This window comes from Candidatus Buchananbacteria bacterium CG10_big_fil_rev_8_21_14_0_10_42_9, assembly GCA_002773845.1.
Taxonomy (GTDB): domain Bacteria; phylum Patescibacteriota; class Patescibacteriia; order Buchananbacterales; family 21-14-0-10-42-9; genus 21-14-0-10-42-9.
In genome coordinates, this window is the sequence record PEZZ01000040.1 from 1 (window position 1) to 11,521 (window position 11,521).

Genomic DNA, 11,521 nt, shown 5'->3' on the forward strand with positions numbered 1-11,521 from the left:
CAATTAATAATTACATATCCATTAGAGTGTAGACAAAGTTTACAAAAAAATGGGTACCCACCATATTCTAAACGGAGCCATGGCGGCCGACACCGGCAAACCGACCGGATTTTTAACATGCAAACCATGATGAGTTTTCTCCCAATAATGAGGTTTAACTAAAAGCTGATAAAATGCGAGATAAGAAGCGATTGAGGTGATCATCCAATAAAACGGTATGAAGTAAACATGCTTAATCAATTCCCACTGGTTGCGCTTGGCTAAACCAATCATGTAGTAGTACAAAAATAAAAAGTTTCCAAAAACTAAAGACATCGCCGCCATAAAAAAGACCGCCGAAGGAAACAACTCCTCAATAGTTGGCCCAATTGTGGCGCGGGCGCTAAAGTAAGCAATGGTAGTTATCCATAAAATCGGATTGATCAAAGCAAAGGCAATTTTACCGCCGACGACCAACTGAAAAATCAAGGCGTGCCATCCGTTGTAACGCGCAAACTGAATTGGATTTCGCATATGCACTAAATAAGTTTGCATGTAACCTTTAATCCAACGCGACCGCTGGCGAATCCAATTGCGCACATTGCTATTGGCCTCTTCCAAAGTGACGGAATCAATAATCGCAGTAGTGTATTTTTTACGGAATAGGCGAATACCTAAATCGCAATCTTCAGTCACGTTAAACGGATCCCAACCTTCTAATTCTTTTAACACTGCCGTTTTAAAATGATTGGAAGTTCCGCCCAGCGGAATATAAGTATTAATTGACTGCAGGCCGGGCAAAGTCACGTCAAACCACAATGAATATTCCGCCGTAAATAATCGAGTCAACAAATTTTGCCCATGGTTAAAGTAATTCAATTTTGCTTGTAGGCAAACAACGTTAACTGGACTTTTTTGAAACCCGAGGTAGGCTTTCTTTAACTGCCACGGATCAGGAATGTCTTCCGCATCATAAATTACCAAATACTCGCCGCGCGCTTGGGCCAAACCGAAATTACAAGCTTTCGGTTTGGTTTTAGGCATTGAATGAGGCACGACAATAGTTCTAACATATGGCGGCAAATTTAAACCTTCGGCGGCTGACAAAGTCTCCTTATCATCTTCTTCAAGTAATAGCTGTACATCCAATTTATTTTTAGGCCATTCTAAATTTTCAATTGCCTCTAAAAAGTTTGGCAGAACTTCTGATTCTTTATACAACGGGCACAAAATGGTGTAAGTTGGCAGCGCGGAATCATCAAGAGATCGCAACAATTCCTCCCCCACCACAATCTCAGGCGATTGGCTTAAACTTTTTCTGACCAAATACAAGTTAAACAACACGTCGATAAAATATAAAGCACTCAAAATCGCCATCACTACCACGCCCGTCATAATTGGATTAATAAATAATCCCAACAAAATCATCACGAGGGCCAAAAACATCGCGCTTTTTTGCCACCCCACAAATGATTTTAAAGCTGATATTTGATGCTCTAAAGTAGTGTGGGTAATAAAGCGTTTTTTATTGTGGGCCACGCCGGCGCCAGCCATATTGTCTTGGCCATAAGGATTTATCCGGGCGGGTTGCTTAGGTTTAATTTTTAAATATATTGCATTAGACCCAATTTCAGCGATAGAACGAGCTAGATGTATTTTAGAATTGCCAGAAAGGCGTGAGCCAAAAATGATATCAACTGCCCCTATCGAATAACCGAGGTTATGGGCGCTAATTAAAAATTCTAAATCAAAGGTCCAAGCAGTTGGGTGCAAGCTAATGTCATCAATAACTTGTTTTTTGAACACTTTCATTCCAGACTGCACATCGCAATCCAACCCGTGTAACCACTTAGCAAAAATCAAAGAAAAAGTTTGGCTCACAATTCGTCGAGGCCAAGGAATATTTTGAGTTACCCGATTAGCGACTACTACATCATGACCCTGGTTTATTTGATACACCATTTCCGGCAAATCTTCTGGCGGGTACTGGCAGTCACCATCTAAAATTGCCAGCAAGTCATATTTGGCGTAACCAAAACCTTCCAGTAAAGAATAAGCTTTACCTTGCTTGCCCTGTTTTAAATGGCATGAGATTGGGTATTGATTGGATAGCCCCCAAGCTAGTTCGCGAGTGTTGTCGGTGGAATTATCATCGACAACGATGATTTCGTAGTTGACTTTGGCCTGGCGTAAGGCAGTATCAATTCTAGAGACTAAAATCGGCAAATTACCTGCCTCATTGAGAGTCGGGACGACTATAGATAAATTGGCCAATTTTTTCATTAAAAATCAATAAAAATAACTTATATGGCCCGCATACAAGTCCTCCCTTAGTAAGGGGCAAATCTTTACATAATTTAGCCACTTTGTCAAGTTTTTTAAGGATATATAAAAATAGGTAAATTTATAGGCGTCTGATACAATAATATTTATTATGAGCTTCGTTTTAATAATTTTTCTGGTCGCACTTTCAGGCATTTTTTCTGGCCTCACGCTTGGCTTTTTTAGCCTGAATAAAGACGACTTGAAACGCAAAGCTGAACTAGGAGATAAGCAAGCGCAAAAAGTTTACGCCATTAGAGAAAATGGCAATTTGCTGCTTTGCACTTTGTTGATTGGCAACGTCGCGGTTAACTCAACCTTATCTATATTTCTAGGTTCGCTCACGTCAGGTTTTGCGGCCGGACTAATCGCTACGGCTTTAATTGTCATTTTTGGTGAAATCGTGCCGCAAGCTTCGTTTTCTCGTCACGCTTTGGTTCTTGGCGCTAAACTTAGCGGCCTGGTTAAATTATTTATTATAATTTTATTGCCAATTTGTTGGCCAATAGCCTGGACCTTAAATAAAATGTTAGGCGAAGAAATACCCACCGTTTATTCCCGAAAGGAAATTATAAAATTAGTTGAACATCAAGAAGACTTATTCCAAAGCGAAATTGACGCTGACGAAGAAAAAATTGTTAAGGGAGCGCTCAGCTTTTCTAATCGGAAAGTTAAAGACGTCATGACTCCCAAGGAAAAAATGTATTGCATCAGCAGCACCCAAAAACTTACCCAAGACATAGTTAAAAAAATCTATGCGACTGGCCATTCTCGAATTCCAATTTATGACAAATCACCAAATAAGATAATTGGCATGTTGTATGTTAAAGATTTGGTCGGGCAAGCCGTCGGCCGCAAAAACGCCGGACAAATCGCCAGGCAAAACGCATTTTTAGTTAACGAAGACCGAAGCCTAGATGACGTTTTAAATGCGTTTAAAGCCAAGCGAAACCACCTTTTTATTGTGACTAACTCAAAGCCGGAAGTTACCGGCATTATTACCATTGAAGACATCTTAGAAGAAATAATTGGGGGCGAAATTGTTGACGAATTTGACGAACTAAAAATTCATAAAGCCTAATAAGGCTAGCCAAAGCGTGTTTTATTTGCTATACTTCGAAACTAATGGAAACAACATCATCAAAATTTACTAAAACTGGACCGCTTTTAATTATTCTGGCGGCTTTTTTGTGGAGTTTGGATGGTTTTTTGCGCCAATCACTTTATAGCCTGCCTTCAACTCTGATTGTTTTTTTAGAACACGTGCTCGGGTTTATTGTTACTCTGCCATTTTTAATCAAGCTTTGGCCGAACCTCAAAAAAATAACTAAAACAGATTGGTTTAGCGTGCTGTGGGTTGCTTTCCTTGGCGGAGTACTGGGTACTGTCTTTTTCACTAAAGCTTTAGGGTTAGTCGGCTATATCGATTTATCGGTCGTAATATTATTGCAAAAGCTTCAACCAATTTTCGCAATCACTTTGGCCATAATCATTTTAAAAGAAAAGCCATCCCACCGATATTGGTGGTACGTCATTGTGGCACTAATTGGAGGCTACCTGGTTACTTTTAAAAACTTTTTACCAAACCTAAGCCACGATTCTGCGACTTTATTCGCGGCTCTGCTGGCGATCGGCGCCGCTTTTGCTTGGGGTTCGTCCACGGTTTTTGGACGCAAGGCATTAAACAATATTGATTTTAAATTACTTACCTCAATTCGGTTTGGCCTAACCAGTATTATTTTAATTCCGGTATTATTTCTTTTAAACACGGCCTCAAATATTTCTCAAATAAACTCGCAACAATGGGGCGCGTTAATTGCGATTGTTTTTTCAACCGGTTTGGTGGCTGTCTTTATATACTATGCCGGCCTACGTTCAACCCGGGCCAGCATCGCTACCATTTGTGAAATGTTTTGGCCAGTATCAGCTATATTTTTAGATTTCTTTATCAACCGAGTGATCCTTTCTCCGTCTCAAATCTTAGGAGCCATATTGCTACTCTACGCCATTTACAAAATTTCGCGGAACCAAAATATAGTTAAGGCTGAGGCTTAAAATCTTTTAACTCGCGCCACTCCCCGGGTTTTAAACCCAATAATTTAACTTGCCCAATTCTTGTCCGCACTAATTTTTTCACTGAATAGCCTAAGTGCTCGCACATTTTTCTAATTTGCCGATTCTTGCCCTCAACTAAAATGATAGAAAATTTGTTATGGCCTAACTTTTTCACCTTGGCCGGCAGTGTTTTATAGCTATAAGAAATCTGGACGCCGCTTGCCATCTGGCTTAAAAATTCCAACGTTACCTTTTTATCAACTTCTACTTCATATTCTTTTTCTACATTATTTTCATGCCGCATCAATTTTTGCGCCAGCTCTCCGTCGTTAGTTAAAATAAGCAAACCCGAGCTTGCCACATCCAACCGACCGACGGGAAAAATTCGAGTAGGAATATTAACATAATCCATTACGTTGTTGTCGCTTTTAGAGTCAGTGGTCGTAATCACTCCAACCGGTTTAAAAAAAGCCAAATAAACTTTTTTTTGCTTATTTGAAATTAATTGATGATCTACTTCAACTTTATCTTTAACGCTGACTTGAGTGCCAAGCCTGGCGACTTGGCCATTAACTAATACGCGGCGCGCCGCAATTAATCGGTCTGCTTCGCGCCGTGAACAATATCCGCAACCAGCAATAAATTTATTTAATCGCATTATCCTTTAAAAACATCGACAGGATAAAAATCACCGTGCCAACAAGCACAATAGTGGCTCCGCTTGGCAAATCGGCATAATAAGAAACTAAAAGTCCAAGCCACACCATCACCTCTGCCGCGATTACGCTTGCAATCACAAACCAAATTAAATTATCTGCGACAATTTTACCTATCGCTACCGGAATCACGAGTAATGCCGTCACTAACACTATGCCCAGGACTTTAATGCCCAACACAACCGCGACACCGGCCATAACGTAAAATAACCACTCGTACAACGCTACTCTAGCGCCCGACGCCTCGGCTAACTCTGTATTAAAGGCAATGATGACTAGCTGTTTAAATTGACGGACTAAAAATATTAAAAAAACTACAGACAAAACCACAATTAAAATTAATTCGGCATTGGTAATGGATAAAATATTACCAAACAAAAAACTGATAAGTTCCGGTTGATACCCTCGCTGTAGGCTCATAAGTAAAATTCCTAACGCCATGCCGCTAGTAAATAAAATACCAATCGAAGAATCAGCTGAAATAGTCGTCTTTTTTTGAATAAACCACATTAACGTCGCCAGCCCCGCCGTAAAAATTAACGCGGTGACTAACGGATTCCAAGAAAGCAACACTCCAATCGCCACGCCCGCAAGCGACGCGTGCGCTATACCTTCGCTGTAAAATGACATTTTTTTAATCACCACAAATACTCCCAGTACGGCAAGCAGTAACGCCAAAACCGTACCACTGATTAAAGCGCGCTGCATAAACGGAAATTGTAAAATCTCAAGCATGATGGTGTTTGTGTTTTTTGCCGCCATGTTTAACGGCCGCGAGGTGTGTATCTAAAAATAAATCAGCTAGCACTTGCTTGTTTAAAACCTGATGAGTTGCGCCAAAACAAACAAGTTTATTGCTTAGACACAAAACTTTTGTCGAATAATCATATACCGCCCCAATCTCATGCGAAATAAAAATTACAGTCAGCTTATGGACATCATTTAAATGGCCGATGATCTCGTGAATGTCTTCTTCGCCGGCAACGTCGACTCCGGCAGTCGCCTCATCCAAAAGTAAAACTTTGGGATCGTTTAGTAACGCCCGAGCGATAAACAAACGCTGTAGCTGTCCGCCTGATAAATTTCCAATTTTAATATTGGCTTTGGGAATTAAATTAAAATGATCTAATAACTTACCAATTTTTTTACGGTCATACTTTTTTTGCCACAGGCGCATAAAATCCCACAAAGCAATGGGCAATGTCCGGTCAAATTCAAAATACTGCGGCACATAGCCGATTTTTTGCAACTGCCTTGGAGTAATCGGCTTACCCGCATAAGTAATATCCCCTTGATGCGGCACTAACCCCAAAATAGCGCGCAATAATGTGGATTTGCCAGACCCATTGGGCCCAATCACGGCCGCGATATCACCTGGCTCAATCGTAAAATTTATATCCCGCAAAACATCGTGCCCACCAAGTTGAACATTTAAATTTTTTACTTGAAGGATAGGTTTTGAGGCCATATTACTTTACAAACAATTTATATCCGTTAGTTTCAATTTCTTGCACTAAATCAGACTTACCTTCCTTGACTATTATACCATTAACCATGACGTAAACCTTGTCTGGTTTAATATATTGTAAAATTCGGTTGTAATGGGTAATTAATAGTATGCCCATGTTAGTGTTTTGCTTAACCTGATTTATGCCGCCGGCAAGCACTTGTAAAGAATCAATATCAGTGCCCGAGTCGGTTTCATCCAAGATCGCGAATTTAGGCTCAAGCACAGCCAACTGTAAAATTTCACTTTTCTTTTTCTCCCCGCCTGAAAATCCAGTATTTAAATAGCGGTGCGCAAAATCACTTGGAATTTTTAGCAGGCCCATCTTGTCTTCTAATAACTTCTTAAAATCTGAGACTGAAATTACTTGCTCGTGCAAATTATTCCAAGCCGTCCGCAAAAAGTTTGCCATGCTGACTCCCGGTATTTCGCTTGGGTACTGAAACGACATAAATAAGCCATGCTTAGCTCTTTTATCCGGCGACAATTTGTTTAACTTTTTTTTATTTAAAATAATTTCACCAGAAGTAACTTCAAATTTTGGATTACCGACAATGGCATTGGCCAAAGTACTTTTGCCAGAACCGTTTGGGCCCATTAAAACTACCACTTCGCCAGAATCAACTTTTAAACTGGCGTTTTTGACTATGTCTTTGCCGTCATCGGTAGCAATGGATAAATTTTTAACTTCTAATTTATTCACCCCTTCAGAAATATTTTTTTCTTTAGTCATATAATCATTTGCTGGTCCCCATTTTTAACGGGGTAAATATTTTTGTAACGCCTTTTCGGTGGCTTTCAAAGCGAGCAAGCCGCACTTAACTCTCATTGGGCTTAGCTTCACGCCGAGCAATTCAAACATCTCATCATTACCGATTTTTTTTACTGACTTGATTGGTTGGCCTTTTATTTTATCAGTTAACAAAGACGCCGCCGCTTGCGATATGGCACAACCTCGGCCATGAAATTTAACTTCAGAAATTGTCTTATCGCTTATAACAAACTGCATCTCCACTTCATCCCCGCAAGACGGATTAAAATCCTTAAACTTAACGGTGGCGCCACGAAGCTCACCAAAATTTCTAGGGTTCTTATAATGGTCTAAAATTTGTTCTTGGTATAATTGATCAAAAGACATATTTACCCCACTGTCATTGCGAGCGAATCGAGTCAGACTCGGGAAGCGTCGCAATCTCTACTATACAAGAGATGACTGCGTCGCTCATCGTAATTCGCTCCTTGAAATGACTAAATAATTTCATATTATTTTGAAAAATAATCCCGAGCGTAAATTAACGCTTTCACAAACACATCAATTTCGGTTTCTGTATTATACAAATAAAAACTTGCCCGTGAAGCTCCCACTATGCCCAATTTAGCCATCAATGGCATAGCGCAAAAATGGCCGCCGCGAATAGCGATACCGAAACTATCTAAAACTTCGGCCAAATCATGTGAATGGATTACTTGTCCGTCTTTAGTTTTTAAAATAAAAGTTACCACTCCGCCCCGCCGGCTTGTATTAGTGCCCCCAACCACTTGAACTTCTGGAATACCTTTTAACTGTTTAAATAAATAAATTAAAAGCTGTTGTTCTTGCCGATAAATATTTTCCAAACCGACTGATTGCAAATATTTTATCGCCGCGCCCAAGCCAATTGCACCGGCGATATTAGTTGTCCCGGCTTCAAATTTGTAAGGCACATCATTAAAAATAGTCTCTTCTACTTTAACCTCTAAAATCATTTCACCGCCAAACATCAAGGGGTCTAAATTTTCTAGCAACTCCTTTTTGCCATACAGCACACCAATGCCGGTTGGCCCGAGCATCTTATGTCCCGAAAAAGCCAGAAAATCACAATTTAATTTGGCCACATCAATTGGCACATGAGCCGCTCCTTGGGCCGCGTCAACTACTATTTTAGCCCCAACTTTATGCGCCAGCTTCGCAACTTTATTAACATCGGTAATAGTGCCAAAAACATTCGACATCAAAGTCACTGCCACAATCTTAACATTATTTGTAAATTGTTTTTCATTAATTACTAACTGTCCGGCCTTATCAACTTCTATTAATTGCAACGTAGCCCCGGCCGCTTTGGCGATTTGTTGCCACGGCACAAAATTGCTGTGATGTTCCATCGCGGAAACTAAAATAACATCCCCGCGCTTTAATTTTTTACCTAAGCCATAGGCTAAAATATTAAGTGCGGCAGTAGCGCCGGAAGTAAATATGATTTCACTAGTTTCAGCGTGAATAAAATCAGCGCAAATTTGGCGTGCGCCCTCATAGGCGACCGTAGTTTTTACCCCTAAACTATGCATCGCCCGATGAACGTTGGCGTTATAAACGCTATAAACATTAGTTACCGCCTCAATGACCGCTTTTGGTTTTTGAGTAGTATTAGCATTATCAAAATACACTAATGGTTGGCCATTAACTTTTTGCTTTAAAATCGGAAAATCCCGTCTAATTTTTTCGACGTTAAACATTTAGGCTATTTGGTTGACCTTATCATGAATTATAGTTTGGCTTCGTTCATCTAACTTGAAATTTTTAACCACTGGCTCAATAAACCCGTTAATTAAAAGTTTAGTTGCCAACCGCTGGTCAACGCCGCGGCTTTGCAGGTAAAATATTTTGTCGCTATCTAGCTGGCTAATTGACGCGCTGTGGCCACATTGCACATCGTTAGTCGCCACAAATAAATCAGGGATAGCGTTGGCTTGCGCTTTTTCACTCATCACCAACATGTCAATTTTTTCATCAGCTACCGATTGTTTAGCTAAAGCGCCAATATCAATTGAACCCCAGGCAAATAAATTTGATGAATCGCGCGCCACGCCGCTTAAATTCATAAGGCTTTGAGTCAATGGTGACTCATGCTTAGTTGAATTGTTAATATTAAACTTTTGTTCGCCACTGCCAAAAATTAAACCATTACTTTGAGCTTCGGCTCCCTGATCCACTAAATTGGCGCCAATTTCAAGTTTATGAAAATCACTGCCTAACAAAACGTACTGCCAATTAATTCTCCCATTGGCAAATACTTTTGACCGGCGCGTATCAAAGGCCGTTGATTTTAAATTTAACGATTGTATTAAAGAATATTGAACTTCGGCATTTTCACCCACCACCACCTCAATTAGCGAACTTCTAAATACAGGCTGATTTGATTTTTGGTGCTCAATAATTTCAACGTTCGCCCCCTGACCAACTAACACCAAAACATAATCTATGTGAGAAGACTTAGATAACAATAAATCTATCTCAATTGGTTTATTCAATCTAGTCTGAGGCGCAATCTCCAACACCGCCGAGCGATTAAACCAAGCTTTTTGTAAATTAATAAAGTAGTTATCAGAAAAATTAACCGTCTCAAACAAATATTTAGAATCTTTTGGGCTTATAGCGCGTAAAGTTACGCCCGGCTGGCTTTCTATTTTAACTAACTCAATTTCAGCGTCAATTGATAAATTTTCTAATTTAAAATTTCTTGGCTTAACTACAATACCTTGGCCATATTTAAAAGTTGGCATTGATTGGCTAGCCAAAATTTTAGCTGCGGCTTGGCGATGCTTGGCAACAAATTCTGGTTCGCCAAACGCTCGGCTTAATTTTAAAGTTTGCTCTTGCGTATTTACCATTATCCGATTGCTCCTTCCATCTCCAATTCAATTAGCCGATTCAATTCCACTGAATACTCGCCAGGCAATGCTCGGGTAATGGGATCAATAAAACCGCTGACAATCATTTTTTTCGCGTCATCTTCACTTAAGCCGCGAGACATTAGGTAAAAAATTTGCGCCTGAGAAATTTTGCCAACCACGGCTTCATGCACCATGTCTGATTTTTTTTCGCGTATTTCCATATTTGGAATAGTGTTCGAAACCGAATTATCATTTACCAACAAAGCATCGCAAACAACGCTGGATTTGGCGTTGGTCGCGCCATCAACGATTCTGACTAACCCGCGATAAGTACAAATACCGTTATCTTTGCTAATGCTTTTATTTCTAATAGTAGAAGCCGTATCAGGCGCTAAATGAATTACTTTACTGCCAGTGTCTTGATGCTGGCCGGAGCCGGCAAAAGCAATGCCGACTGAATCTGAGCGGGCTTTCCGGCCTTTCAAAATGCTGGACGGATACAACATGGTTACTCCGCTGCCCATATTGCCGTTAACCCATTCAATTAATCCACTCTCGTCAACCACCGCCCTCTTAGTATTTAAGTTAAATGTATTTTTACTCCAATTCTCAATACTGCTATAACGCACCCGCGCGTGCTTACCCACATAAATTTCCACACAGCCTGCGTGCAAAGAATTTTTAGTATATTGCGGCGCCGAGCAACCTTCAATGTAATGAACTTGTGAGCCTTCGTCTGCGATAATTAAAGTATGTTCAAATTGTCCCATTAGTTCCGAATTCATTCTAAAGTAAGCTTGCAGCGGCAATTCCACTTTTACTCCTTTAGGCACATAAATAAACGTGCCGCCGGACCACACCGCGCCGTGCAGAGCGGCAAACTTATGATCGGAAATCGGCACGCATTTGGTCATGAAATATTTTTTAACTATATTTGGATATTGTTTTAGCGCTGTATCCATGTTTTCAAAAATCACACTTTGATCAGAAAGATCTTGTTTTAAGCTGTGATACACCATCGCGCTTTCATATTGCGCGCCCACGCCGCCCAAATACTCGCGCTCAGCTTCCGGAATTCCAAGTTTGTCAAAAGTGTCCTTGATGTCTTGGGGCACTTCTGACCATGTAGTTTTTTCGGTCTCATCGGTGGCTTTGCCATAATAACGAATACTATTCAAATCTAATTTATCTAAAGACGGACCCCAAGTAGGCATGGGTTTTTGTTCAAACTCCGTTAATGCGCGCAAACGTAAATCTAGCATCCACTTTGGTTCGTCTTTGTCTTTGGAAA

At 40.3% G+C, this 11,521-nt stretch carries 11 protein-coding genes; 2 read left to right on the forward strand and 9 right to left on the reverse strand.

Annotated features, from left to right (window positions below; all coding sequences use genetic code 11):
* Nucleotides 1–39: 39 nt before the first annotated feature.
* Nucleotides 40–2,262, reverse strand: a complete 2,223-nt coding sequence (locus COT81_05010) for a hypothetical protein (GenBank protein ID PIS04697.1) — start codon at nt 2,260–2,262, stop codon at nt 40–42.
* A gap of 151 nt (nt 2,263–2,413) precedes the next feature.
* Here COT81_05010 and COT81_05015 point away from each other — a divergent pair, with 151 nt between their 5' ends.
* Nucleotides 2,414–3,382, forward strand: coding sequence for a hypothetical protein (locus tag COT81_05015; protein PIS04698.1), 969 nt, complete (start codon nt 2,414–2,416; stop codon nt 3,380–3,382).
* Between the two features lie 44 nt (nt 3,383–3,426).
* The gene (locus COT81_05020) at nt 3,427–4,356 is read left to right on the forward strand and encodes an EamA family transporter (GenBank protein ID PIS04699.1); all 930 of its coding nucleotides are present in this window, start codon (nt 3,427–3,429) and stop codon (nt 4,354–4,356) included.
* Here COT81_05020 and COT81_05025 read toward each other — a convergent pair.
* From COT81_05025 to sufB, 8 genes are all read right to left on the reverse strand, one after another.
* Nucleotides 4,340–5,014 carry a 23S rRNA pseudouridine synthase F gene (locus tag COT81_05025; GenBank protein ID PIS04700.1) on the reverse strand — a complete coding sequence of 225 codons (675 nt, stop codon included), beginning with the start codon at nt 5,012–5,014 and terminating at the stop codon, nt 4,340–4,342. The genes COT81_05020 and COT81_05025 overlap by 17 nt on opposite strands.
* Complete coding sequence (locus COT81_05030) at nt 5,001–5,834, reverse strand: metal ABC transporter permease (protein ID PIS04701.1); 834 nt, start codon at nt 5,832–5,834, stop codon at nt 5,001–5,003. Before COT81_05030 ends, COT81_05025 begins: the two co-directional genes overlap by 14 nt.
* Nucleotides 5,800–6,540: a hypothetical protein gene (locus tag COT81_05035; GenBank protein PIS04702.1), complete on the reverse strand. Its 741-nt coding sequence runs from the start codon at nt 6,538–6,540 to the stop codon at nt 5,800–5,802. The genes COT81_05030 and COT81_05035 overlap by 35 nt, the downstream gene beginning before the upstream one ends.
* 1 nt (nt 6,541) lies before the next feature.
* The gene (gene sufC / locus COT81_05040; protein PIS04703.1) at nt 6,542–7,312 is read right to left on the reverse strand and encodes a Fe-S cluster assembly ATPase SufC; all 771 of its coding nucleotides are present in this window, start codon (nt 7,310–7,312) and stop codon (nt 6,542–6,544) included.
* Between the two features lie 24 nt (nt 7,313–7,336).
* Nucleotides 7,337–7,717, reverse strand: coding sequence for an SUF system NifU family Fe-S cluster assembly protein (locus tag COT81_05045; GenBank protein ID PIS04704.1), 381 nt, complete (start codon nt 7,715–7,717; stop codon nt 7,337–7,339).
* A gap of 125 nt (nt 7,718–7,842) precedes the next feature.
* The gene (locus COT81_05050; protein PIS04705.1) at nt 7,843–9,072 is read right to left on the reverse strand and encodes a cysteine desulfurase; all 1,230 of its coding nucleotides are present in this window, start codon (nt 9,070–9,072) and stop codon (nt 7,843–7,845) included.
* On the reverse strand, nt 9,073–10,227 hold the full coding sequence (locus COT81_05055) for a hypothetical protein (GenBank protein PIS04706.1): 1,155 nt from the start codon (nt 10,225–10,227) through the stop codon (nt 9,073–9,075).
* Nucleotides 10,227–11,521: Fe-S cluster assembly protein SufB (gene sufB / locus COT81_05060; protein ID PIS04708.1), on the reverse strand; the 1,295-nt coding region annotated here is incomplete at its 5' end. The genes COT81_05055 and sufB, both read right to left, overlap by 1 nt.

Bases quoted from the DNA above. Each gene is read 5' to 3' on its own strand.
- COT81_05035 (PIS04702.1), bottom strand. From the start codon at position 6,540: ATGGCCTCAAAACCTATCCTTCAAGTAAAAAATTTAAATGTTCAACTT.
- COT81_05025 (PIS04700.1), bottom strand. From the start codon at position 5,014: ATGCGATTAAATAAATTTATTGCTGGTTGCGGATATTGTTCACGGCGC.
- COT81_05055 (PIS04706.1), bottom strand. From the start codon at position 10,227: ATGGTAAATACGCAAGAGCAAACTTTAAAATTAAGCCGAGCGTTTGGC.
- COT81_05010 (PIS04697.1), bottom strand. From the start codon at position 2,262: ATGAAAAAATTGGCCAATTTATCTATAGTCGTCCCGACTCTCAATGAG.
- sufC (PIS04703.1), bottom strand. From the start codon at position 7,312: ATGACTAAAGAAAAAAATATTTCTGAAGGGGTGAATAAATTAGAAGTT.
- COT81_05030 (PIS04701.1), bottom strand. From the start codon at position 5,834: ATGGCGGCAAAAAACACAAACACCATCATGCTTGAGATTTTACAATTT.
- COT81_05050 (PIS04705.1), bottom strand. From the start codon at position 9,072: ATGTTTAACGTCGAAAAAATTAGACGGGATTTTCCGATTTTAAAGCAA.
- COT81_05015 (PIS04698.1), top strand. From the start codon at position 2,414: ATGAGCTTCGTTTTAATAATTTTTCTGGTCGCACTTTCAGGCATTTTT.
- COT81_05045 (PIS04704.1), bottom strand. From the start codon at position 7,717: ATGTCTTTTGATCAATTATACCAAGAACAAATTTTAGACCATTATAAG.
- COT81_05020 (PIS04699.1), top strand. From the start codon at position 3,427: ATGGAAACAACATCATCAAAATTTACTAAAACTGGACCGCTTTTAATT.